We start from the raw sequence: 25,569 nt of genomic DNA on the forward strand, positions 1-25,569 counted from the left end.
TTATGGCTGCGGGAAAAACTTCAGTTCCAGCAACGAAACGGTGCTTTCTTTGATCTTAAAACGCTCATCAATCCGGTAACCGATTACCCAGGCAATACGGCCCGCGGTTTCCACTACATATACCCGCTCCTTTTGATGCACCGGCATTTTAAGATCAATAAGGAACCGGCTGATCTTCTTTTTTTTCTTCATCCCCAAGGGGTAAAAATAATCTCCGGTTTTCCAGGGACGAACAATGAGGGGATACCTGATTTCATTCTCATTCAACTGCGCAACAGTTGCTTCCAGCTGCGGTTGCCAGTTATCAGCTTTGCTCCTGGTTTCTATAGATAGTGTTCCCACGGCAAAATCTACCTGCCGCACCCCTTCTTCCACCACAACCATACCTTCGGGGCGCAATTTAACTTCAGTAATCACCAACCAGTTCCGGTGCCGGATGATCCTGTGACTGGCAGACTGCACCTGCCTGCCCGATTGCGCAGCCAGTAAACGCAGTACCTCAGGCACCTGTGCCGCCGAAAAACCATAAGGTTTCAGTAATTCATACGTAATGGTGTGCAACCCCGGCTGCTTTGCCAGGAGCAACACCGGGATACCTTTGGGTTGAATAAGTTTCTTCCGGAGTTTTTCAATGTAAGCTGAATACAGTTCATGCGTATCCCTGAAGCGATGGATATTCTCCAGTAAGTTCTGTTCCACCTGCGGATATACTTCTCTCAATAAAGGAAGTACCGCATGACGAAAATAGTTCCTCGTATATTTATCAGACAGGTTGGAAGAATCTTCTACATAACTGATATTGTTTGCCTTTGCGTATTCGAGGAGTTCGGATTTCCGGGCAAAAAGTAACGGACGAACAAGTTTGTTTTGCCGTGGCTCCATGCCACAAAGTCCGTTCAACCCGGTTCCCCGGAAGAACTGCATCAGCAGCGTTTCAATGTTATCATCCGCATGGTGCGCGGTGAGTATGATATCTGCCACCTGTTCTGTTCCCTGCGCGATAAGCGTGTTGAACCAGCCATAACGCAGGTCACGTGCCAGTTCCTGGATACCTTTTCCAGCTGTTTCGGCAAGTTGAACGGTGTCAAAATGCCGCACCAGCAATGGAACCCCGAGTTCATCAGCCAAAGTGCGCACAAATGCTTCATCGCGTTTGCTTTCTTCGCCACGCAATTGAAAATTACAATGCGCAAGCGTAACCAGGTAACCGGCTTCCACACAAAAACGGGCAAGCAATACCGAATCCACTCCTCCACTAACGGCAACGAGCAGCCGTTCGTTGGGGTGAATGATTTTTTTCTCCTTGATGTATTGTCTGAATGCTGAAAGCATGAAATAATTTTGAATGATGAATGTTGGATGTTGAATTATGAATGGAGGGGCAACGTAAAAGCCATTGCGTTTGCGGTCCCATAAACCACAAAACAGCCATCACTCCTCATCCATCATTCAAAATTCATCATCCAAAATCCCTATTGTGCTTTCTTCACTTCTTTTGCCCACGCATCTTTCAGCGTAACGGTACGGTTAAACACAAGTTTTTCGGGCGTACTGTCCGTATCCAGGCAGAAATAGCCTTTCCGGATAAACTGGTAGGCTTGACCGTTATCAGCGTCCAGCAAAGCGGGTTCAATGTAAGCGTCCGTTACCACTTGCAGACTATCCGGATTGATGTACTCCTTGAAATCACCCTCTTCTGAAGCGGGATTTTCCACTTTGAACAGGCGGTCGTACAAACGCACTTCCGCTTTGGCCGCGTGTTGCACGCTTACCCAATGGATCGTGCCCTTTACGTTGATGCCGCTGGTATCGGCACCGCTTTTACTTTCGGGAATATAAGTACAGTGAATTTCAGTAATGTTACCTGCCTCATCCTTTTTGAAATCCTCACATTTTACGATGTAAGCGTGCTTCAAACGGGCCATCAGTCCTGGTCCGAGGCGGAAGAACTTCTTGGGAGGGTGCTCCATAAAATCTTCTCTTTCGATCCAGAGCTCACGGGTGAAAGGAATGGTACGGGAGCCGCCGCCGTTTTCCGCTTCCGGGTTATTCTCTCCTTCCAGTTCCTCTACCTGCCCTTCGGGATAATTGGTGATCACCATTTTAATGGGATCCAGTACGGCCATCCTGCGGAGCGCGGTTTTGTTGAGTTCTTCCCGGATGCAGAATTCGAGCAGACTCATATCAATCACGTTCTCTCTTTTCTGAATACCGATTTTATCGCAGAAAGTACGGATGCTGGAAGGGGTATAGCCTCTCCTTCTGAAACCGGATATCGTGGGCATCCGGGGATCGTTCCAGCCCGAAACGTGCTTTTCGTTCACCAGTTGCAGCAGTTTGCGCTTACTCATTACCGTGTAGGTGAGGTTAAGCCGTGCGAATTCAAACTGCCGGGAAGGAAATATTTCCAGTTGTTCAATGAACCAGTCGTAGAGCGGACGGTGCGGAATAAATTCCAGCGTACAGATAGAGTGCGTAATATTTTCGATACTGTCGCTTTGTCCGTGTGCGAAATCGTACATTGGGTAAACGCACCATTTATCGCCGGTACGGTGGTGGTGCGCGTGTTTGATGCGGTAGATAATCGGATCCCTGAAGTGCATGTTGGGAGAAGCGAGGTCGATCTTCGCGCGGAGCACTTTGGCGCCGTCGGCGAATTCCCCGTTCTTCATGCGGGTGAACAGGTCGAGGTTCTCTTCTATTGTTCTGCTGCGGTAAGGCGTGGGTATACCGGGTTCAGTGGGTGTTCCTTTACCTGCGGCGATTTGTTCGGGCGTGCTGTCGTCCACATAAGCGAGTCCTTTCTGAATAAGGGCCACGGCGAACGCATAAAGCTGATCGAAATAATCGGAGGCGTACAATTCATTTTCCCATTCAAAACCGAGCCATCTCACATCTTCCTTGATACTGTCCACATATTCGGTGTCTTCGGTAACCGGGTTGGTATCATCGAAACGGAGGTTGGTTTTTCCTCCGTATTTGGCCGCGATGCCGAAATTGAGGCAGATGCTTTTGGCGTGGCCTATATGCAGGTATCCGTTGGGCTCCGGCGGAAAGCGGGTTTGAACGCGGCCGCCATGCTTACCGGAACGGATGTCTTCTTCAATAATTTCTTCCAGGAAATTCAATGTTTTTTTCTCTTCGCTCATCTAAGGAAACTTTATAAGTTGTGGCAAATGTACGGGAATGTTAATATACGAGGTCTTCCCAGGCCGCCTGCAGCTCGTTGTACGCGTGCTGATCGCCTGCGGCTTTGGCCTGTTCCATTCCTTTTTCGTACCACTGCACGGCGGCTTCCGTGGCGCCGGTCCTTTCCAGCAATTTTCCGAGGTGGTAATAAGAGCCGATGTACCCGGGTTCGCGCGTGAGAATTGCTTCAAACAATTCTTTCGCAGCGGACTCATCGCCCAGTTTAATGTATTCCAGCGCAAGCGCGTGTTGCAGGAACGAATCGGTGGGATTCTGTTCTAAAAATGCTTTCAATTTCACAATCCTGTCCATAAAATGACATCCATTTTTTTATTACCAGGTAATTGAATCTATCTTTACATTTGTAACAAGGTAGTTGCATAAGCAACTTTTTTCACACACAAAATACCTGGAATGAAGATTTTAGTTTGTATCAGTAAAACGCCGGACACAACGGCAAAAATAGCTTTCACCGACAACAATACGAAATTCGCATCCGACGGTGTTCAGTACATCATCAACCCTTATGACGAGTGGTACGCGCTGGTGCGCGCCATTGAACTGAAAGAAAAGGACGCGTCCATTGCGTTGCACCTCGTAACAGTGGGGGGCGCCGATGCGGAACCCATCATCCGCAAAGCGCTCGCGCTGGGCGGCGATGAAGCCATCCGCGTTAATTCCGACAACACAGACTCCTTTAACATCGCCAGTCAGATCGCGGCCATCGCGAAGGAAGGTGGTTACGACCTCGTATTTACGGGCAAGGAAACCATCGACTACAATGGCTCTTCCATTGGCGGCATGGTAGCCGAACTGCTTGAGCTGCCTTATATTTCCCTGGCCACCAAACTGGAACTGAATGGCGCCGTCGCTACGGTGAACCGCGAAATTGAAGGCGGGGAAGAAACCAACGAAGTAGCACTTCCCGCCGTGATCAGCTGCCAGAAAGGTATGGCTGAAGCACGTATTCCCAATATGAGAGGTATTATGGCGGCACGTTCCAAACCCCTGAAAGTGGTGGAGCCCGTAGCAACCGAATCACTCACTTCCATTGCCGGATTTGAACTTCCACCCGCGAAAGCAGGCGTAAAACTGATCGCTCCCGATAACGTGGGCGAACTGGTGAAACTGCTGCACGAGGAAGCACGCGTTATATAAGCGCTTTCTTACCCGGTCCATATTACTTCATATTTAACTACAGCTTACTATTATGTCGGTATTAATATTCATCGATCAGGCCGATGGCCATGTAAAAAAATCTGCTCTTGAAGCATTGTCTTACGGCGCAGCCGTAGCCGCGCAGGCAGGTACCACCGCTGAAGCCGTGGTGTTGGGCACAGTAAAGGATGATCTTTCCGCGCTCGGCAAATACGGGGTTACAAAGATCCACCACATCAGCGATGCCGCACTGGATAACGTTGATGCACAGGTGTATGCCCAGGTGGTGGCCGAAGCCGCGCAAAAAACCAATGCGACCATTGTTATTCTATCGCACAATACAACGGGTAAAGCCGTTGCGCCAAGATTGTCTGCACGGCTGAAAGCCGGACTGGTAGCAGGTGCAGTTGCTGTTCCCGAATCAGTTGCTCCTTTTATCGTTAAAAAGAATGTATTCTCCGGGAAAGCGTTCGCGCGCATCCAGGTGGATACGCCTGTGAAGATCGTTTCACTGAACCCGAACGCTTTCGCCATCAAAGAAACCGGCGGTTCCGCAACGGTAGAAGCCCTTCAGGTGAATGTTCCCGCTCCTAAAGTGAAAGTAACCGCCACCAATAAGGTTTCCGGCGAAATCCCCCTGAGTGAGGCAGAAAGAGTGGTGAGTGGTGGACGTGGTTTGAAAGGCCCTGAAAACTGGGGACTGGTAGAAGACCTCGCCAAAGCACTGGACGCCGCCACCGCCTGCAGCCGCCCAGTTTCTGATACGCACTGGCGTCCGCACCACGAACACGTTGGTCAGACAGGCCTTGCCATCGCGCCTAACCTGTACATTGCCATCGGTATTTCAGGGGCCATTCAGCACCTCGCCGGCGTGAACAGAAGTAAGGTGATCGTCGTGATCAATAAAGACCCTGAAGCGCCATTCTTCAAAGCCGCCGATTACGGTATTGTAGGCGATGCTTTTGAAGTGGTACCGAAATTGATTGAAGAAGTGAAGAAACTGAAGTCCTGATTTTAAGCCTGAGCACGGCACGGAAATAAAACTTTTCCAACTGACGCTATATTTATAAAGGTTTTTTGGCAGCAAGGGGGTGTATCAGAAATACGATACACCCTCTCTTTATAAGGCTCCCTGATGGAGACTATTTTCGCTTATGCGATGCTCAAAGCCATCATTTTACTTTTGAGTCCCCACTTTGCTTTTCCTCGAAATCGTTCCCGCCCCGTTCCAAGCCAATACGGATTTCATTCCATTTAATGCGCTGGCGCGACCTTTAAAACTTATCTTTCAAAACAAACTATTCCTTCTCAAAAAATACTATTTTCGGGCTTCAAATTGAACAAATTCCGAGCGTTGGTATGAAGAAAATAGAACTGGAAATAGTTGCCTTGTCCCACAGTATTACGCAAACCCATTCGTATGCGGTGGTATTGGGCGAAGTGAACGGTTTGCGCAGGCTGCCTATTGTAATCGGTGGTTTTGAGGCCCAGGCCATTGCGGTGGCGTTGGAGAAAATGCAACCCAGCCGCCCCCTCACCCACGACCTGATGAAGAATTTCATGAACGCCTTCGGCGTTGAACTCCAGGAAATCGTCATCAGTGACCTTCAGGAAGGCATTTTCTATTCCAGGCTGGTTTGCCATAACGACCGCGATACTGTTGAGATTGATTCCCGCACATCCGATGCGCTCGCCCTGGCCGTTCGCTTCGGATGCCCCATATTTACTTACGACCATATTCTCGAAAGCGCGGGGATCCTGATGGAAGATAACGGTGGTAAAAAGAAGAAGTCTTCTCCCCAGCAGGCTCCGGCCAGCACTACTTCAGAAGTAACCCATGATGACCTCAAAGCGCTTTCGCTCGAAGAACTGAATACCCTTCTGAACGAAGTGGTGGAGCAGGAAGATTATATCCGCGCCATCGCTATCCGTAACGAGATCAACAGCCGGAAAGCTTAATTCAGATGGTGGTTTTCCCCAATGGAAAGATAAACCTCGGCCTGTACATCACTGGTAAAAGGCCCGATGGCTACCACAACCTGGAAACGGTGTTTCTCCCCGTCCCCATCAGAGATGCACTGGAAATCCTGCCGCTTAAAGACGGAACTGAAGATGTTTTTACACTTACAGGGCTCCCCGTAGAAGGCGATACCACAGGTAACCTGTGTCTCAAAGCCGTGCGTTTAATAAGGGAGCACCACCCTTCCATTCCATTTCTTCGTATACACCTGCACAAAGTGATTCCAATGGGCGCCGGACTCGGGGGCGGTTCAGCCGATGGCGCATTCACCCTTTCATTGCTGAATAAACTTTTCCGGATCGGACTTACTGCTGATCAGCTCAAAGCCTATGCACTTCAACTGGGCAGTGATTGTCCGTTTTTTATAGATAACGTTCCTTCTTATGCCGAAGGGCGTGGTGAGTTGTTGGCACCCGTCCAGATTGATCTTTCCTCCTTTACATTGGTATTGGTGAATCCACGGATCCATGTTTCAACGGCTCTTGCTTTTGCCGGCATCACCCCATCCCCTGCTCCGGTTCGTTTACAGGAAATTATCGCGCAACCCGTTCGTACCTGGAAAGATCAACTCCACAATGATTTTGAGGATCACGTTTTTGAAAAGTTCCCTGAAATAGCGGCCGTGAAAGCGCAGCTCTACCAGGCAGGTGCCACTTATGCGGCCATGAGCGGAACCGGCTCCACCGTGTTTGGACTGTTTGAATCCGCCCCCGAACTGAAGATGCCAGAAAACTACCTGGTACTGCAAATGAAGTTGAGCTGATTTTTGTACCTTTAAGGCCATGTTCCAATCCTTCACAACAGATTTTTTGGGTCAGAACCTTGACTTCCTCGATCATCCCGTTGGGTAACCTCCATCATATATAAGGTTATCTTTTGAAAGCGATGCGGCTTTCAGCTTTCACGTAAGCAATAGTTGTTTTTTATTTAGCATTAAAACTGACGCACCGTTGTTGAAGCGTGTGAAGTAAGGTTATTTACTTCACTTCTAAACGAGTTTGAGTTTTCAGTTCAACCAAACCAGCAATCCCGTCGTGGATATCTACACATTCATCCGGAAGCACTTAAAATTAAATACATGAAAACAAGTTCAATAAATTCATTATCAACGTCTTACTATCTGGAACTTGAAGAAAAATACGGGGCACACAATTACCATCCCTTACCAGTTGTGCTGGAAAGAGGTGAAGGTGTTTTCATGTGGGATATAACGGGAAAAAGATATTATGACTTTCTCAGTGGTTATTCCGCGGTAAACCAGGGACATTGTCACCCACGGATCATCCGTGCTTTAACGGAACAGGCGGGGAAACTCACACTTACTTCGCGGGCCTTCCACAACAACTTACTGGGTGAATACGCCCGTTACATTACGGCGTATTTCGGGTACGATAAAGTGCTTCCCATGAACACCGGCGTGGAAGGCGGGGAAACCGCCATAAAACTGGCCAGGCGATGGGCGTATACGAAAAAGGGTGTGCCTGAAAACCAGGCGAAGATCATTTTCGCTGAAGATAATTTCTGGGGCAGAACCATGGCTGCCATCTCTTCCTCCACCGATCCATCCAGTTACAAAGGATTCGGCCCCTATATGCCCGGCTTTGAACTGGTTCCTTACAACGACCTTAACGCGCTGGAAAATGCACTCCGGGATAACAATGTCGCCGCCTTCATGGTGGAACCCATCCAGGGCGAGGCCGGCGTGGTGGTACCGGATGAAGGTTACCTGAAAGGTGTCCGGGCATTGTGCGATCAATACAATGTGTTGTTTATTGCCGATGAAATCCAGACCGGTCTTTGCCGCACCGGAAAAATGCTCGCCTGCGACCATGAAAATGTTCGTCCCGATATACTCATTCTCGGCAAGGCGCTCAGTGGTGGCGTATTGCCTGTAAGCGCTGTTCTTGCCGACGATGAAGTGATGCTGAACATCCATCCGGGAGAACACGGTTCCACTTACGGTGGAAATCCCCTCGCCTGTGCCGTGGCCATGGAAGCGCTCGCCGTTTTGAAAGACGAGCAGATGGCGGAAAATGCAGCGGCTCTTGGCGTTCTCTTCAGAAAACAAATCGCGGCGCTGAATCATCCTCATATCAAAACGATCCGCGGAAAAGGACTGTTGAATGCTGTTGTGGTGGAACATCCGGATCCGAACGCGGCCTGGGAAATGTGCCTGAAAATGATGGAGAATGGTTTGCTGGCGAAACCCACTCATGGCGATAAAATCAGGTTCGCCCCCCCGCTTTGTATTACGGAAGAACAATTGATGGAATGCGTGGGGATTATAGCGAAGAGTTTGTAGCCTCACCCAAACCCCTCTCCTGCAGAGAGGGACTTTTGTTCACGGTCGTTATTAAGTTTAGGTAAAACGAGGTATTGTTACTTATAATGAGAAAAATATATGGTGGCTTACTGATGCTTTTTTTGAAGTGCGTTCAGTAATACAAATATTTGGTTTGTTAATTAGCAGGCGCCTGTAGAAGTGTATAAACGGAAATCGTTCCACTAATCACCAAATAGAAAGAGAGACTGTCTCAGAAATTAAATGAAACCTCTGAAAATAATATAAACGAAAATTGTCTCCATCGGGCACCCGAATTAAAAGAGGGTGTATCGCATTCTCGATACACCCTCTTATTTATTTAGTGAATGAACAATGGGTTCAGGGAAGTTTTTCAGCTCCTTAACATTATTCCCTAATACAACCGCACACTCCGCCCTCATCCATCATTCAAAATTCATCATTCAAAATTACAACCATCCATCCCTGTACTTCTTCGTAACGAATTCATTCGCGGGGTCAAAGTTGGTGATCTTCATGTTTTTCGCGTCCCAAAGCAGCTTCTTCCTGCCGGTGAATTTGTTGTTGGCATCTTTATAGGTCCAGCTGCGGAGCGCGAGGTTACCCATCAGGATCGTTTCCGTAAGCGGTCCGGCATAATCGAAGGGAGAACTTAGTTTGTTCTTACCGTATCCGGCGATGCAGGCGTTTACCCATTGCTGGTAGTGCCCTTCGGGTACACGAGCCAGTTTCTGGGGGAAACTGAGTCCTTCACTTTTCGAGGTAGGCAGTAACTTAGCGTTTGCGCCATAAGTGCTGCACATCATTTTACCTTTGGTTCCTTCAATGATCGCGCCACCGCCGTCGTCACCCATTTGCTCGTCGGCACCAAGTTCTTCGGGACGTTCCGGACGAATACCGCCATCCATCCAGGTCAGGTTGACGTGCTTGCCGTTTTTAGTAGGGAACTTCATTTTTACGGAGGAAGAGATCGGACAGCTTTCAGGATACCAGGAAGGCGACCACATTTTTTCGTACACATCACCCACACTGCATTCCACTTCACTTGGATAACCTAATCCCAACACTTTGAACACGGGGTCGATAATATGGCAACCCATATCGCCCAGCGCACCGGTACCGAAGCTCCAGAAACCGCGCCAGTTAAAGGGCACGAACTCTTTGTGGTATTCCTCATATTGAATAGGGCCGAGCCAGAGGTCCCAATCGAGTTCTTTGGGAATTTCATCCGCGCCGGACTTCGGCTTACCAAAACCTTGTGGCCATACGGGCCTGTTGGTCCAGCAGCGCACGGTATGCGCTTCCCCGATAATGCCACTGTCGTACCATTCCTGTAATTGGCGTACGCCTTCTCCTGAGGCACCCTGGTTGCCCATTTGCGTTACTACTTTGTACCTTTTCGCCGCCTCGGTGAGTTGGCGCGCTTCCCAGATGGTATGGGTAAGCGGCTTCTGTACATACACGTGTTTACCGAGCTGCATGGCAGCCATAGTGGGCGCAAAATGCGTATGGTCAGGGGTGGAAACGGAAACGGCGTCGATGTTCTTCTTTTCCTTTTCCAGCATTTCGCGGTAATCTTTGTAATACTTCGCCTGCGGGAAATTGGTGCGGGAAGTAACGGCCTGCCTGTCGTCCACATCGCAGAGCGCCACGATATTGGCGCGACCGCCTTTTGCGAATTCAGCGATATCGCTGGTTCCTTTACCGCCCACCCCTATGGAGGCGATGTTCAGCTTGTCGCTGGGCGCGATGTAACCGCGGCCCAATACGTGCCGGGGAACGATGAAAAATCCTGCCGCGGCGAGAGAACCATTTCTAATGAAGTCTCTCCGCGAAGCGGCGCCAGTGGCTTTAAGATTGTCTTTTTTGCTCATCGGGTTAAATTTGTGAGAATTGATTGCTCAAATTAAGGCTTGTTTGGCAAATTTGTCGTTTCGTATTGTTAACAGAAATAAAAGAAGGAAAACTGAAATAGAGACAGGTGGGAATACGTTAAACCTCTGGAGCAATATTCCGTCTAACCACCCAAATCATACTTATGAGGTACCTTTTCGCTTGTTTGATAAGCGCTATAATTTTCATCAGTTGCAAAAAAGACAGTACAACACCCGATACTTCAGCCCCGCAAACCATGTATTTCCCGCCTAATAACGGCAGTACCTGGGAAACCACTTCAATGACCGCGCTGAACTGGAACCAGAATGCCATACAACCGCTCAAAGATTACCTGCAACTTAAAAACACGAAATCGTTCATGATCCTTGTTAACGGCAGGATCGTGCTGGAAGAATACTTCAATGGCCACAACGCCACCGCCACATCGGCCTGGAACAGCGCGGGCAAAACACTGGTTACCGCCGCCGTGGGTATTGCCCAACAGGAAGGACTTGTAAACATCAACAACAAAGTGTCGGATTACCTGGGTACCGGATGGACCAGTGAGCCCCTTGCCAAGGAAAACCTGATCACGTTGAAGCACCTGCTTACCATGACTTCCGGCATCAACGATGAGAGCAACCTCGTGATCAAACCCAACCTCACTTATCTTGCCGATGCCGGCACAAGATGGTCTTACCATAATGTTTTTCAAAAATTGATGGATGTGGTGGGCGAAGCGGGCAACCAGGCGTATGAAACCTATTTCAACAATAAACTGAGGAATAAAATCGGCATGGATGGCTCCTGGAACGAAGGATTAATCTTTACCATCTACCATAGCAATACGCGCAGTATGGCCCGGTTCGGGTTGCTGGCGCTGAACAAAGGAAAATGGGGCAACGAACAGGTGCTGAACGAAACCTTTTTTACCGCTAGCGTGACCTCTTCCCAAAACATCAACCCTTCTTATGGCTACTTGTGGTGGCTGAACGGCAAAACGAATTTTATGGTTCCGGGCGGACAAACCGTTTACCCGGGCGCCCTCGTGCCCAATGCTCCAATGGATATGTATGCCGCTATGGGTGCGGGCGACCAGCGCATCTATGTGGTCCCTTCCAAAAAAATGGTGGTGGTCCGTATGGGAGATGCTTCGGATCCCGCAAATCCAAGTTTCGCCTTGTCAGGTTTCGACAATGAACTTTGGCAAAAGATCAACGCGGTGATTCAATAAAATGGGCTTACTGGAAGTAAGCGCAGTTGCTGGCATGTATCATTTTCCGTTAAACACTACCTTAGCGGCAAAACAACAGCATGGAATCCAACGCAGATCAACTGAAAGCCCCCATCGAATGGAACGATTTTGAAAAGATAGAGATGCGCATCGGCACCATCATTGAAGCCGTTCCGTTTCCCAAAGCAAAGAAGCCAGCCTACCAGCTCAAAGTGGATTTCGGGCCTTTGGGCATCAAACAATCTTCCGCACAGATTACGGCACATTATGCACCCGAAGCGTTAGTTGGAAAACAGGTGATGGCCGTGGTGAATTTCCCGCGTAAACAAATCGCCAATTTCTTTAGCGAATGCCTGGTGATGGGTATTTACGATGCGGCCAACGAAGTGGTTTTACTTCAGCCGGAACAGCGGGTTCCCAACGGCAGCCGTGTGGGTTAGCTTATTTACAGGCTTCCAGGAATGCGAATATCTTTTTGTTCAGCGCCGCCGTACTTCCGTTGTAGCGGTTCACCATAATGGAAAAGCAATATTCCTTTCCATCTTTACCTTCCAGGAAACCGGTATAACATTTCACGCCACCGATGGTGCCGCTTTTAAGGTGCAACCCGTTACTCACGGTAAGTCCCTTGTAAAAGGCGCCAAACCAGCTTTGCTTCGCCGCGTACACCAGTACTTTGTTGAGCGCCGCGGCAGTTACGCCGTTCTGTGGTGAAAGGCCGCTTCCATCCTGCATTTGCAGCATCAGTGGCGAAATTCCTTTCGCAGCCCAGAATGCTTTCAATTGTGCAGCACCGGTTTCAGTGTCCCTTCTACCCTTCTGAACGAAAGCGATTTCCTTCAGCAACGCTTCTCCGTAAAGGTTCACACTTTTGTTCAGGAACCAATATACAATGACCTCAAGCGGCGGAGAGGGCTTCTCCAACAACAACAAACTGTTACGGGCCTCTTCTTCATCCGCGCTCCACCTGTTTTTCCCCGTTACTTCAATGCCATTGGCCATCATTGTTCCGGCGAGTTCCGAGAGAAATTGCGCGGAAGGATCAGGCAATGCCCCGGAGATGGAGAATGCTGTTTTGCCTGGTGGTATGGTGCCGCGCACGGTCAGTTTTTCTTTGCCGGGTTCGAAGTAGATATAAGCGTTATCTCCGCTCCCAACCGCACCGGCTTTAGCCGCCAGTTCAATGGTTTCAAGGTAAAGTTCAGGCTCCGTACGAACGAGTTTTACGGCGGAACCTGGGTTTGCCCCGGAGGACAGTATCATATCATACTGGTTCTCGCGCCAGTTAAACCCGGAAGCACCAGCGCCGTAATAATTGCCCAGGTCCTGCCATATCCAGCCATCGGGAACGATGCGCTCATTGTCGGAAAGCAATACCAGATCGCCTTCGATGGTATGGATACCTTTCTGCCGCAAGGCGGTTGTAATGGAAGAAAGGAATTTCCCGGCATCCTCCTTTTCGTAGCGGGAACTTCCCAATGTAGGGTCGCCACCGCCTTTTACAATAAGATCGCCTTTCAGCCTGCCCGCTGTAACCATACCTTTCAGCAGCACCCGTGTATTAAAGTGGAAAGAAGGTTGCAGCAACTCCAGCGCCGCAGCGGCCGTAAATACTTTTTGCGTACTGGCCGGCGACAACAGCAGGTCTTCATTCACGCCGAATAGCTGTTTCCCATCGGTGCGCTGCACCAGTTCAAAAGCCGCGGAAGCATGTTTTAACTGGGAATCGTCCCTGAACGCGCGCCAGGCTTTTTCCACGGCATTATTGTTGAACTGAGCGATTAACAGGGACGGAAACAGGCACAATAAAATGAAAAAGTATTTCATGGTACGAATGTAAGAAATGATGCTGTTGTAAAACTTAACATACATATTTCACTTCATTTCCAGTAATTTGTAATAAACCGGTTTTTCATGGTGAGTAATAAAAGAAAGACGATCCCAAGAGACATCAGCTGGCTGTCCTTCAACGCACGTGTATTACAGGAGGCCGCCGACCCCAGTGTGCCCCTGCGCGAACGTATCCGGTTCCTGGGCATCTTTTCCAATAACCTCGATGAATTCTTCCGTGTAAGGGTGGCCACGCTCCGCAGAATGGGCGAGGTGGGCGCCAAAAATAACATGCACCTGGAAGTTAACCCCGAACAAATCCTGGAAGACATCCAGTTAACGGTGCTGCACCAGCAGAATGAATTCAACCGCATCTGGGAAGGCATCATCAAAGAACTCAAGAAAGAAAAGATATTCCTGGTTACGGAGAAGCAGTTGAACAAGGAACAGAAGAAATTCGTGGAAGATATCTTCGAGAACGACATCAGCAACAACATCATCCCGCTGATGATCGAGTCGTTGCCGGAATTGCCTTATCTCCGCGATAAATCCATCTACCTCGGTGTGGTGATGTCTTCATCCTCATCGGCATACCAACAAAAGTATGCGCTGATTGAAGTGCCCAGCAAAGTGATGGGTCGTTTCTTCCTGCTTCCGGCCAAACAGGGCGAGCACCATATTATTTTACTGGAAGACATCATCCGCCATAATCTGCCCAAAATATTTTCCTACTTCGGCTACGATCAGTATGAAGCGCATGTGTTCAAAGTAACCAAAGACGCCGAGATTGATATAGACAATGACATCGCCACCAATTTCATCCAGAAGATTGAAAAAGGCCTGAAGAACCGCAGGAAAGGAAAGCCTGTGCGTTTCGTGTACGACCGTGAAATGAACCCCGGATTGCTCGAATACCTGGTACGCAAACTGAACCTCGCCCGTCGCGACAACATCATTCCCGGTGGAAGGATTCACAATTTCAGGCATTTCATGGACTTCCCCGACTCGGTTTTCAGCGTAAAAAGCGCCCGGCGGCCCAGCTTTGAACATCCTTTGCTTCAGAAAGAACTCCGGGTAACCGATGTGGTCCTGAAAAAAGATGTGATGCTCGTGTTCCCATACCATGATTATAGTTCGGTGATCGATCTCCTCCGTGAAGCGGCCATGGACCAGCATGTGACGGAGATCAAAATCACGGCCTACCGGCTGGCCAGCAATTCAAAGGTGGTGAACGCGCTGATCAACGCGGTGCGCAACGGTAAAAAAGTGGTGGTGATGCTGGAACTGCGCGCCCGCTTTGATGAAGAGGCCAACCTGGAATGGAAGGAGAAACTGGAAGAAGAAGGGGTGCGCGTACTCATCGGCCTGCCGAACATGAAAGTGCATGCCAAACTCTGTATCATCAAAAAGCGGGTACAGAACCGGACCATACAATATGGTTTTGTAAGCACGGGCAACCTCAACGAAAAAACGGCCCGTGTATATGGTGACTACTGCCTGCTTACGTCCAACCGGAACATCATGGCCGATATCAACAGGATCTTTACGTTCATCGAAAAGCCCAAGACCGGCCTGCCATTCCTGAAAGCCTGCAAAACCCTGATCCCCTGCCCTACGGGCCTGCGGGCGCAACTGGATAAAATGATCGTAAAAGAGATCAAAGCGGCGGAAGCGAAAAAGCCGGCGGCCATCACATTAAAAATGAACTCGCTTTCAGACGAGAAACTTGTGGCCAGGCTGGAAGAAGCCGCCAAAGCGGGCGTGAAGATACAGATGGTGGTGCGCGGTATATTCTGTATGTTCTCGGAAAACAAGAAGTTCAAAGAGCCCGTAAGGGCGGTCAGCATCGTGGATGAATACCTGGAGCACGCGCGGCTGTTTGTGTTCCACAACGGCGGTAAAGAAAAAGTTTACATATCTTCGGCGGACTGGATGGTCCGGAACCTGGATCACCGCGTGGAAGCTACATGTCCGGTTTTGGATGAAGACATTAAGAAGGTGCTGAAGAAAATCGTGGAGATACAGCTGAACGACAATGTTAAGGCCCGCTGGCTGGATAACGAGCTCAGCAACGATTATGTACGCTCCGGTGGTAGAAAAAAGGTGAGGTCACAGGTAGAGATTTATCATTATCTGCACCAAAAAACACAGAAAAAAATTGAGACTGGCGGCCATTGATATAGGGAGTAACGCGGCCCGATTGCTGATTTCGGAGGTTACGGAAAATAATACCGGAGAGGTTTCCTTTAATAAGCTGAACCTGGTGCGTGTGCCTTTGCGGCTGGGATTTGATGTGTTCGAAAAAGGATACATCGGTCCCATGAAAACCGACATGATCATCCGCACCATCAAAGCCTACAAATACCTGCTGGATGTGTATGATGTGCGCCACCACATCGCCTGCGCCACTTCCGCCATGCGGGACGCGGACAATGGTCCGGACATCATACGACGGGTAAAACTGGAAACCGGGATCGAAATAAAGATTATCTCCGGGCAGGACGAAGCCGCGTTCATTTACGAGAACCATATCGCGGAGAACCTATCTAAAGATGATGGTTATCTATACATAGATGTAGGCGGCGGAAGTACAGAACTCACATACTTCGCCGACAATAAACTCGTCTTTAAGGAATCTTTCAACATCGGCACCATACGGCTACTTAAAAACCAGGTAACAGATGATATCTGGGACAAGATGAAAGATTACATCAAAACAAAAACCAAAGGCACCCGTAAGCTGGTGGCCATTGGAACCGGGGGCAATATCAACAAAGTATTCTCTCTTTCTAAAAAGAAAGATGGCAAGTCCCTTCCCCTGGAACTACTCAAAGATTATTACAAGGAATTCAGCAGCGTTTCCCTGGAACAAAGGATACGTTTATACAAACTGCGCGAGGACCGCGCCGATGTGATCGTACCCGCCATCCAGATTTACCTGAACGTGATGCGTTGGGCCGGGGCGGATGAAATCTTCGTTCCTAAAATCGGCCTTGCCGATGGATTGATCCAGCATTTGTACAGGCAGGTGTACAGTTACAGATTTTAACCGGGCCGGAAGGTCCTTAAACAAGCTATTATGTCGGTAAACAAAGAAGTGAAACGTGTTACCACCCATACCCTTCAGAAAATGAAGGAGCAGGGCGAAAACATCTCCATGCTCACGGCTTATGATTATTCCTTCGCCACCGTAATAGATGCGGCGGGTATTGACGTGATCCTGGTGGGCGATTCCGCTTCCAATGTAATGGCGGGACATGAAACCACGCTTCCCATTACACTCGACCAGATGATTTACCACGCGGCCTCCGTTGTAAGGGGCGCACAACGTTGCCTGGTGGTGGTGGACCTGCCCTTTGGTGCTTACCAGGGCAACACAAAAGAGGCACTTAATTCCACCATACGCATCATGAAAGAAACGGGCGCGCACGCCATTAAACTGGAAGGTGGTGTGGAAATTGTGGATTCCGTTAAAAGAATCGTTTCAGCGGGTGTTCCTGTAATGGGGCATCTTGGCCTTACGCCGCAATCTATCTATAAATTCGGCACCTATACCGTCCGTGCCAAAGAAGAAGCGGAAGCCGCGAAACTGAAAGAAGACGCCTTACTTTTGCAGGAAGCAGGATGCTTCGCGCTGGTGCTTGAAAAAATTCCTGCCGCATTGGCTAAAGAAGTAACAGAGAGTCTGCATATTCCCACGATAGGCATCGGCGCGGGACCACATTGCAACGGACAGGTGCTGGTAATGCACGATATGCTGGGCCTTAACCAGGGTTTTAAGCCCCGTTTCCTGCGCCAGTACCTGGATATGTACAGCCAGGTGAAAACAGCCGTAGGACAGTATATCGCTGATGTGAAATCAGGTGATTTTCCAAACGAAAAAGAACAATATTGAGGTGGTGCATCCATCATTCAACATTCAAAATTTCATCCCATGGACTTTCTTTCCCAACTACGCATAGACGAACAGAATCCCGGCGTTTCCACCGGATCTGAATGGCTTACTTCCCTGGGCGATATTATCGCCTCCTACTCTCCCGTTGACGGCGAATGGATCGGCTCTGTTGCTTCCTGCGACCGTGAGTCTTATGATAAGGTAGTCGCCAAAGCATCGGAAGCATTCCTGGAGTGGCGTTTATGGCCGGCTCCGAAAAGAGGCGAGATTGTGCGCCAGGTGGGTGATGCCCTGCGGGAGAAGAAGGAAGCCCTGGGTAAACTCGTGTCTTATGAAATGGGAAAAAGTTTACAGGAAGGATTGGGCGAAGTGCAGGAGATGATTGATATCTGCGATTTTGCCGTAGGACTTTCCCGCCAGTTGTACGGACTCACCATGCACTCTGAGCGTCCCGGGCACCGTATGTATGAGCAATGGCACCCTTTGGGTGTGGTAGGCATTATTTCCGCCTTCAATTTCCCTGTAGCGGTTTGGAGTTGGAATAGCATGCTGGCCTGGGTTTGCGGTAATACATGCGTATGGAAGCCATCTGAAAAAACGCCGCTCTGCGCGGTGGCATGTCAGCATATTGTGCAGGAAGTATTCGCCCGGAACGGCGTGCCCGAAGGCGTGAGCTGCCTGGTAACCGGCGCCCGTGATACCGGAGAATGGCTGAGTGCCGACCACCGGATCGCACTGGTTTCCGCAACCGGCTCCACGAGGATGGGCAAGGCCGTTGCATCCACCGTGGGTGCAAGGTTAGGCAAAACATTATTGGAACTGGGGGGCAACAACGCCATCATCATCTCGAAAGACGCGGACCTGGACATTGCGCTGGTAGGCTGTGTTTTTGGCGCCGTGGGTACGGCCGGCCAACGTTGCACCACCACCCGCAGACTGATTATTCATTCCAGTGTGTATGACGCTTTCAAAGAAAAACTCGTTAAGGCCTATGCACAGCTGGTCATAGGTGATCCCTTAAAAGAAGGAGTACACGTCGGGCCATTGATCGATAAAGATGCGGTGCACAATTACATGCAGGCAATAGAAAAATGTAAGGCTGAAGGTGGTCATTTTGTAGTGGAAGGCGGATTGCTGGAAGGAGAAGGTTATGAAAGCGGCTGTTATGTACGGCCATGCATAGCCGAAGCAGAAACGCATTATGAAGTAGTGCAACAGGAAACCTTTGCGCCTATTTTATATTTACTGAAATATAATACGCCAGAAGAAGCGATCGCTTTGCAAAATGGCGTTCCGCAAGGACTGTCATCGGCCATCATGACCCTGAACCTGCGGGAAGCCGAATTGTTCCTTTCAGCGGCGGGATCCGACTGCGGTATCGCGAATGTGAACATCGGCACCTCCGGTGCGGAAATTGGCGGCGCCTTCGGCGGTGAAAAAGAAACCGGCGGCGGCAGGGAAAGCGGAAGCGATGCCTGGAAAAACTACATGCGCCGGCAAACGAATACCATCAATTATTCCACGAAGTTACCTTTGGCGCAGGGCATCAGGTTCGACCTGTAACGGTGGCACCGCTATAGCGGTGGCACCGGGTATGGTGAAAACACGGTTTAGCCCTTGAAACACCATACGATATTCACCCTTAAAATACTAAAAGGCCCGCCCTCACGTTTTTAAGGGTGGATTTTTACTTAATCAACTGAAATACAACATCGTTCCATATCCTTCAAACTCAAAATATCCGTGATGAAGAACCAGGCTTTGAAAAAAACTTCTTTCTTGTGCATGGCTGTATTGCTGCTTTGCCAGTATGCCGCACAAAGCCAGGTCAGGCTCTTCCTGACAGGTGGCCCGCAAGTTGGGAGCGTTGAATCATCCGGAACAACCGCCGGTTATGGCACCGATGTTCAGCCTTTCCTGAAAGGCAGAACCAGCGCCAGGATTGGCATTCAGGCGGATATTCCTTTCAAACCCGCATCCCGTTGGGCACTTCAACCCGGCATATTTTTCAGTGGAAAGGGCAGTCTTTTTCAGAAGGAATACGATACCACCGGTGCAAATGCCTCTCCCTTCTATTACCGCCAAACCACGAATAAGAGCGATTATATCGATATCCCCGTTCAACTGGCTTATAAATTGCCCCTCTCCAAAAAAGTAAATTTCTTTCTGAGTGGTGGCCCGATGATTTCCGTATTCTATGCATCGAAAACAGTGGATGAATTATCCTATTACACACCGCCCGTAAGTCAGGGTGATTTTGGACGTACCGAAATCAGAACGGAAGAAACCAAAGGTGAAACCGGTACTGATCCCGGGAAATTCAAATCTGCTTATTTTGGCGTTTCAGGCTCTGCCGGCTTCGATTTTGGGCCAGTAATGCTGAGCGGCTTCTTCACAAGAGGCTTATCCGAATTTGACCAACCTACCGTTCCCGGTAGTTTCTACCACCAAACCGTAGGCGGATCACTTTCGATAAGGATCGCCCGACAAAAAGAAGCGATTTCGCAAAAGCCTCCCGTGGTTACCCCTGAAAAACCCGGCGACAAGGACAACGACGGCGTACCCGATGCAGAGGATGCCTGTCCGGATGAACCCGGAAGTAAAGCAACCAATGGCTGCCCCGACCGCGACGGAGATGGTATTCCGGACAAAGATGACCTTTGCCCTGATGTGAAAGGTTTGATCAAATACAAAGGATGCCCTGTTCCTGATACCGATAAAGATGGCATTAACGACGAGGACGATGCCTGCCCCACTGTACCTGGTGTGGCACGCTTCAAAGGTTGTCCCATCCCGGACCGTGACCATGACGGCGTGAATGATGAAGAGGACCTCTGCCCGGATCAGCCCGGCACAAAAGAAAACAGGGGTTGCCCCGTGGTAAAAGAAGAAACATTGAAGAAAGCCGCTGAAATAGCCGCATCCATTCAATTCGCTTTCGGAAAAACAACCATTGATCCGAAATACCACAAAACCCTGAATGAAATCGCGGCAATGCTCGCAAACGACGCGCAACTCAAGCTGTCCGTTGAAGGACATACTGACAATAAAGGCAGCGCCGAAAGGAACAGACTGGTTTCGCAACAACGTGCGGACGCCATACGCAACTACCTGATTTCCAAAGGAGCCCCGGCGGAAAACGTGACCGCTACCGGTTTTGGCCCCGACCAACCCGTGGCCGGCAATGAAACCGAAGCCGGAAGGGCGAAGAACAGGCGCGTGGTCTTTAAACTCAGCTATTGAACATTTAACAAAATACTTGACCAGCGGCAAGGCAAATTAGCGCCAAACCAATAAATTGCGGGTCTATTTAATACATGTGAATATGAATAAACTATTGAGAAACGCCGGGTTCACCGGAATGATGTTGCTTGCCTCATTTGGAACCTACGCACAAACCGCCGCCGCTAAGGAAACCGTTCCCCAGGGCTGGCACCTGCTGGATAAACAAAACGACGGCTACTATGGTATCGGCGTCGAAAAAGCTTACAAAGAACTCCTCAAAGGAAGAAAGAGCAATACAGTGATCGTAGCCGTGATCGATTCCGGTATCGATACCTTGCACGAAGACCTGAAACCCATTCTCTGGAAGAACGCCAAAGAAATTCCGGGTAACGGAATAGATGACGACGGAAACGGGTACATCGACGATGTGCATGGCTGGAACTTCATCGGCGGAAAAGATGGCCGCAACGTAAAAGAAGATTCCTACGAAGCCGCACGTGTTTACCATAACCTCAAACTGAAATTCGGCAGCACGGAAGGAAAAGATACCAGCGCCTGGGCATCTGATCCTGAATACGCCATGTGGCAGAAAGTACGCGGAAATATTGAAGGAAGCGGAAAAGAAAGCCAGATGCAGGTAGCCTTCCTGAAGAACGCTTACAGCAACTTCAAGAAAAGCGACGAAGTGATGAAAACGGCCATGGGCAAACAACAATACACTGGCGCTGATCTCGAGAAATACGAAGCCACCACCGACGAAGCGAAGAAAGCACGTCAGACCTTGCTCGGCATCATGAAAGGAAACGATATGATGGACATGACCGTCGATAAGTTCCTGGAAGAGTTCGGCAATTACCTGAGTGGTGAAGAAAAGAAAGCTGAAGCCAGCAACAAAGCGCCACGCGATTACCGCGGCGAGATCGTAAAAGACAATTACGCTGATTTCAACGACCGTTATTACGGCAACAACGATATCATGGCCAATACGCCCTTCCACGGCACGCACGTTTCAGGCATCATCGGTGCAAAAAGAGGCAACAACCTAGGTATTGATGGTGTGGCCGATAACGTACGCATCATGACCATCCGCGCCGTTCCCGATGGTGATGAACATGATAAAGACATCGCACTAGCCATCCGTTACGCGGTTGACAATGGCGCACGCGTGATCAACATGAGCTTCGGCAAAAGTTTCTCGCCCGAGAAATTCTGGGTAGACGATGCCGTTCGCTACGCTGAATCAAAAGGTGTTCTCCTGGTGCACGCCGCTGGTAACGATGCGAAGAACGTGGATGTGGAAGACAACTTCCCTAACCCCAACATCAATGTAACCAAGTCCCGCGCTTCCAACTTCATTACGGTAGGCGCCAGTGGCGATCCCAAATCCGGTGGCATCACCGCCAGTTTCTCCAACTATGGTAAAGACCAGGTAGATGTGTTTGCTCCCGGCGTGAAAATTTATTCCACTATTCCCGGCGGCAATACTTACGGTAACGCACAGGGTACAAGTATGGCATCGCCTGTTGTAGCTGGCGTGGCCGCACTTATTCTGCAATACTATCCCCAACTGACGGGTCAGCAGGTAAAAGAGATCATCGAAAAATCTGCTGTTCAACCGGATATCAAGGTGAAAACACCTGGTAAAGGTGGTGAAGTGGAACTTTCTGAGCTGAGCCGCACTGGTGGACTGGTAAATGCTTACGAAGCCATTAAACTGGCGGATAGCATGTACGGTAAATCCAAGTCGCTGCCGAAGTCTACGATGAAGTCGGGCAAGAAACAATAGTTTTAAGTAGTATATAGCTATAATGAATAAGCCGTCTCGTGTTGAGACGGCTTATTTTATTTTGGGCCTCACGCCAACCCCTCTCTCATTCTATTTCCAAACCCCAGGTTTTCCCTTTATCTACGGCGGGCACACCTTTGGTCATCCATACGGGAGCGGGTTTCCCTTTAAGGTAATGGTCGAAGAACTGGCCGAGACGAACGGAAAGGTCTTTTCTGTTACGGCGCTCCACGAGGTTGTGGTCTTCGCCGTTGTATTGCAGCATCCACACTTTTTTACCGAGGCGGCGCAGGGCGGTAAAGTATTCGATGCCCTGGTACCAGGGAACGGCGCCATCTTCATCGTTGTGCATGATTAGTAAAGGCGTGTTCACTTTGTTAGCGGTGAACAGGGGGGAATTTTTAATGTATAGATCGGGGCGTTCCCACAAGGTGGCGCCGATACGGCTTTGGGTACGTTCATACTGGAACTGCCTGTTGAGGCCGGTTCCCCAACGGATACCACCATACGCGCTGGTCATATTGGCAACCGGGGCACCTGCGCCTGCGGCCGCGAACATATTGGTACGGGTTACCAGGTAAGCCACCTGGTAGCCGCCCCAGCTTTGTCCCTGAATGGCCATTTTCTTCGCGTCCACCCACGGCATGGTAGCAAGATATTGCGCGGCGGACACCACGGAATTGTAAGCATCTTCGCCCGGCTGGCCCGTTTTGTAATAAATATTCGGGTCAAAAACAATGTATCCGTTGCTTACAAAATAAGCGATGTTTACGGTAGAGGCACTTGGCGCGGGCGTTTTATACGTGTACAATCCGTCGGCGTTCTTCTCATAAAAATAGAAGATCACCGGGTACTTTTTCTTCGGATCAAAATCTTCGGGTTTGTACAAGAGTCCTTCAGCGGTCTTTCCATCAAACATCTTCCATTTTACCAGTTCCACGGTGAGCCAGTTGTAATCCTGCTGCTGCGGATTCAGGTCGCTTAGTTTGGTGAAAGAAGCGAGATTGGTACTGCTGAATACGTCGGGAGATTCCTTAATATTCATCCTGCTCACGATGTATTGCTCCGCGCTGTCTGCTTTAAGCGGTGTTGAAAACGAATAGGGCCCCATCACCAGTTCTTCGGGCGCTTTGCTGTTCGGCGACAGTTTATAAAAGCCGCCATATTTGGTGGTGCGGTTGAATGCTTCCAGTATAAGCGATGCGTTGTTTTTAATGAACCGTTCTTCCCTGTTGAAGTTCACCACGCGAAGAATGGTTTTGTTTTTTCTACCTACTCCTCCGGTAATGGCGACCGGCGCGGTTTTGCCGGTGGGGTCCACTTTCCATACATCATACATGTCGTTGATGAGCACGGCCGCATCTTCTTCGAACCAGCCATCCAACCCGAAAGATGGCGGATCATCGGGATGATCGTCTTCGGTATCATAGAGGGGGAAACTGATTTTTGATGAAATGTTCCTGGTGGTGCCGGTTGCGGTTTCATAAGCATAATACTGCCTGTCGGGCAGGTTGTACCATACCACGAATTTTCCTTTGGGCGAAACCTGGAAGAAGCCTTTGTGCTTGTCTTTCACCAGTTGCTTACTGCCATCCTTAAGCGAAACGAGGTATGCCTTACTGATGGAACGGCCGGTCCATTGCGCGGCGATGCGCCCTTCTTTGTTGGTGGAAGCGAGTACGAAAGGGGCGTTTCCTTCATCTACCAGCATAACATTCTCGAGTTCCGGTGAGCCGAGTTGCAGCACAGTGGAAGCATCTTTGGAGAGCACGGCCATGTAGCTGCGGTTCAGTTCCGTGTTCATTTGTTTGAGTTGCTGCGGTTGAAGGTAATCATCGGCATAGTGCCACACATCGAGGCGGGCGGTTTCAAAATCCACCAGTGTGGTGTCTTTTGGCGCACGGATGGGTGTGGTACCGAAAAACATGCTGCGGCCGTTCTCACTGAAATTGATGTTGGCGTTCTCACTGATGGTGAAGCCTGAAGGAATGCCGGTGGTGAACCTGTTGGCTCTCAATACAGCGGAGTCGGTACCTTTCGTGTAATGGTACAAGTGGTAGAACTTCTGGAGCGCTTTGGCGCTGCTGTCTTTTTCTACAATGAAACCCAGTTGATTACCGGCTTTATCGAAAGCGTAGGATTTGATGTCGTTCGCTTTGGAGAAGATCGTTTTTGCCTGACCGGAAGCCAGATCGAGCCAGTTGATATGCAGTTGACTCGTGCTGTCTTTTTTGTTGGGTGTTACTTCCATTACCAGGACGGTTCCTTTTTCATCGAAGAGAAACTCGTTGATAAACGGGAACTTTTTTTCTTCTCCCGTGAACAGGTTGCGGAGCAGCAGCTCCGTTCCTTCTTCAATTCTTTTATTGGGAAGTGTGGAATCCGTCGCGAAGGAGAACAACGCGTCTTCATCTCTGTTCCTTTTCTTCTTTTTACCGGATTCCGCCTGCGTGTTGATGATCAGGGTAAGCGAATCGATCACTTTTTTAAGGCTATCGACCGCGGGGTTAGCGGCAGTGCCGTTGCGCTTTCTTCCCGCAGTATCGGCTGGCGCTTTATCCAGGTGCACGGCCAGCCAGGCGCTGTTCTTTTCGGGTGTGCGGAAAGTTTTGAATTTCGTGTAACGAATAATGGAATCGGTTCCCAGCAGTAATACGCCCAATGTATCCTTCGGCATATCGGCAGGACTTTTCTTCTTGATTCTTGCTTCCCGGGTATCTTTGAAGAAGGGCTTCACGCGGAACACCAGGAATTTATTATCCGCGACAATGGTAGCGTTGTACCCGCGGTCAATCGTTTTGGCATAAACGCCGTTAGCGGATTGGACCACCAGTTTCCCATCTCCTTCCTGCGGGTTCACGGTATAGACCACCCATTTGCCATCGGGTGATATTTTCCGTTCCCCAATGCTTTGCCATCCATCATAAACAGAATGATCCAGGGGCTTTTTCTGAGCGGAAACGCAGTTCGCAAGGGCGAATAGCCCAGCAAACAGCAGCATAGTTTTTCGCATGTGTTGTACGTAATGGTTGAAGAACAAATATAAAACATGCGT

The 25,569-nt window shown here is 49.5% G+C and carries 19 protein-coding genes; 13 read left to right on the forward strand and 6 right to left on the reverse strand.

Annotated elements, in window-relative coordinates; genetic code table 11:
* The 3 genes from tilS to M4J38_RS08610 form a co-directional block, all read right to left on the reverse strand.
* Positions 1-1,332, reverse strand: a complete 1,332-nt coding sequence (gene tilS / locus M4J38_RS08600; RefSeq protein ID WP_251759143.1) for a tRNA lysidine(34) synthetase TilS — start codon at positions 1,330-1,332, stop codon at positions 1-3.
* A 140-nt stretch (positions 1,333-1,472) separates the two neighbouring features.
* Positions 1,473-3,149, reverse strand: coding sequence for a glutamine--tRNA ligase/YqeY domain fusion protein (locus tag M4J38_RS08605; RefSeq protein ID WP_251759144.1), 1,677 nt, complete (start codon positions 3,147-3,149; stop codon positions 1,473-1,475).
* Positions 3,150-3,189: 40 nt separating this feature from the next.
* On the reverse strand, positions 3,190-3,501 hold the full coding sequence (locus tag M4J38_RS08610) for a tetratricopeptide repeat protein (RefSeq protein WP_251759145.1): 312 nt from the start codon (positions 3,499-3,501) through the stop codon (positions 3,190-3,192).
* A gap of 102 nt (positions 3,502-3,603) precedes the next feature.
* On the opposite strand from M4J38_RS08610, the gene M4J38_RS08615 reads away from it, so the two are divergent.
* The 5 genes from M4J38_RS08615 (at position 3,604) to rocD (ending at position 8,669) form a co-directional block, all read left to right on the forward strand.
* Positions 3,604-4,347: an electron transfer flavoprotein subunit beta/FixA family protein gene (locus M4J38_RS08615; RefSeq protein ID WP_251759146.1), complete on the forward strand. Its 744-nt coding sequence runs from the start codon at positions 3,604-3,606 to the stop codon at positions 4,345-4,347.
* Positions 4,348-4,399: 52 nt separating this feature from the next.
* Positions 4,400-5,359, forward strand: a complete 960-nt coding sequence (locus tag M4J38_RS08620; RefSeq protein WP_251759147.1) for an electron transfer flavoprotein subunit alpha/FixB family protein — start codon at positions 4,400-4,402, stop codon at positions 5,357-5,359.
* Positions 5,360-5,706: 347 nt separating this feature from the next.
* Positions 5,707-6,306 carry a bifunctional nuclease family protein gene (locus M4J38_RS08625; RefSeq protein WP_251759148.1) on the forward strand — a complete coding sequence of 200 codons (600 nt, stop codon included), beginning with the start codon at positions 5,707-5,709 and terminating at the stop codon, positions 6,304-6,306.
* A gap of 5 nt (positions 6,307-6,311) precedes the next feature.
* Positions 6,312-7,130 carry a 4-(cytidine 5'-diphospho)-2-C-methyl-D-erythritol kinase gene (gene ispE / locus M4J38_RS08630; RefSeq protein ID WP_251759149.1) on the forward strand — a complete coding sequence of 273 codons (819 nt, stop codon included), beginning with the start codon at positions 6,312-6,314 and terminating at the stop codon, positions 7,128-7,130.
* Positions 7,131-7,445: 315 nt separating this feature from the next.
* Positions 7,446-8,669, forward strand: coding sequence for an ornithine--oxo-acid transaminase (gene rocD / locus M4J38_RS08635; protein WP_251759150.1), 1,224 nt, complete (start codon positions 7,446-7,448; stop codon positions 8,667-8,669).
* Positions 8,670-9,118: 449 nt separating this feature from the next.
* Here rocD and M4J38_RS08640 read toward each other — a convergent pair whose 3' ends face one another.
* Positions 9,119-10,543, reverse strand: coding sequence for a Gfo/Idh/MocA family protein (locus M4J38_RS08640; protein WP_251759151.1), 1,425 nt, complete (start codon positions 10,541-10,543; stop codon positions 9,119-9,121).
* A gap of 164 nt (positions 10,544-10,707) precedes the next feature.
* Between M4J38_RS08640 and M4J38_RS08645 the strand changes: the two genes are divergently transcribed.
* Together M4J38_RS08645 and M4J38_RS08650 are read left to right on the forward strand one after the other, a co-directional pair.
* Positions 10,708-11,778, forward strand: a complete 1,071-nt coding sequence (locus M4J38_RS08645; protein WP_251759152.1) for a serine hydrolase — start codon at positions 10,708-10,710, stop codon at positions 11,776-11,778.
* 80 nt (positions 11,779-11,858) lie between these two features.
* A complete protein-coding gene (locus M4J38_RS08650; protein WP_251759153.1) occupies positions 11,859-12,218 on the forward strand; it encodes a tRNA-binding protein in 360 nt (119 codons plus the stop codon).
* Position 12,219: 1 nt separating this feature from the next.
* Here M4J38_RS08650 and dacB read toward each other — a convergent pair whose 3' ends face one another.
* Positions 12,220-13,605 (reverse strand): D-alanyl-D-alanine carboxypeptidase/D-alanyl-D-alanine-endopeptidase, encoded by a 1,386-nt coding sequence (dacB, locus tag M4J38_RS08655; protein ID WP_251759154.1) that lies wholly within the window; start codon positions 13,603-13,605, stop codon positions 12,220-12,222.
* An 87-nt stretch (positions 13,606-13,692) separates the two neighbouring features.
* Between dacB and ppk1 the strand changes: the two genes are divergently transcribed.
* The 6 genes from ppk1 (at position 13,693) to M4J38_RS08685 (ending at position 22,514) form a co-directional block, all read left to right on the forward strand.
* Positions 13,693-15,786, forward strand: a complete 2,094-nt coding sequence (gene ppk1, locus M4J38_RS08660; protein WP_251759155.1) for a polyphosphate kinase 1 — start codon at positions 13,693-13,695, stop codon at positions 15,784-15,786.
* A complete protein-coding gene (locus tag M4J38_RS08665; protein ID WP_251759156.1) occupies positions 15,767-16,657 on the forward strand; it encodes an exopolyphosphatase in 891 nt (296 codons plus the stop codon). The genes ppk1 and M4J38_RS08665 overlap by 20 nt, the downstream gene beginning before the upstream one ends.
* A gap of 30 nt (positions 16,658-16,687) precedes the next feature.
* The gene (gene panB, locus M4J38_RS08670; RefSeq protein ID WP_251759157.1) at positions 16,688-17,503 is read left to right on the forward strand and encodes a 3-methyl-2-oxobutanoate hydroxymethyltransferase; all 816 of its coding nucleotides are present in this window, start codon (positions 16,688-16,690) and stop codon (positions 17,501-17,503) included.
* Positions 17,504-17,542: 39 nt separating this feature from the next.
* Positions 17,543-19,066 (forward strand): aldehyde dehydrogenase family protein, encoded by a 1,524-nt coding sequence (locus tag M4J38_RS08675; RefSeq protein WP_251759158.1) that lies wholly within the window; start codon positions 17,543-17,545, stop codon positions 19,064-19,066.
* 183 nt (positions 19,067-19,249) lie between these two features.
* The gene (locus M4J38_RS08680) at positions 19,250-20,746 is read left to right on the forward strand and encodes an OmpA family protein (protein WP_251759159.1); all 1,497 of its coding nucleotides are present in this window, start codon (positions 19,250-19,252) and stop codon (positions 20,744-20,746) included.
* An 82-nt stretch (positions 20,747-20,828) separates the two neighbouring features.
* Positions 20,829-22,514 (forward strand): S8 family peptidase, encoded by a 1,686-nt coding sequence (locus tag M4J38_RS08685; RefSeq protein WP_251759160.1) that lies wholly within the window; start codon positions 20,829-20,831, stop codon positions 22,512-22,514.
* A gap of 85 nt (positions 22,515-22,599) precedes the next feature.
* On the opposite strand, the gene M4J38_RS08690 is transcribed toward M4J38_RS08685, so the two are convergent.
* Positions 22,600-25,527 carry a S9 family peptidase gene (locus tag M4J38_RS08690; RefSeq protein WP_251759161.1) on the reverse strand — a complete coding sequence of 976 codons (2,928 nt, stop codon included), beginning with the start codon at positions 25,525-25,527 and terminating at the stop codon, positions 22,600-22,602.
* Positions 25,528-25,569: the final 42 nt, after the last annotated feature.

Source organism: Parasegetibacter sp. NRK P23, from assembly GCF_023721715.1.
Lineage (GTDB): Bacteria > Bacteroidota > Bacteroidia > Chitinophagales > Chitinophagaceae > Parasegetibacter.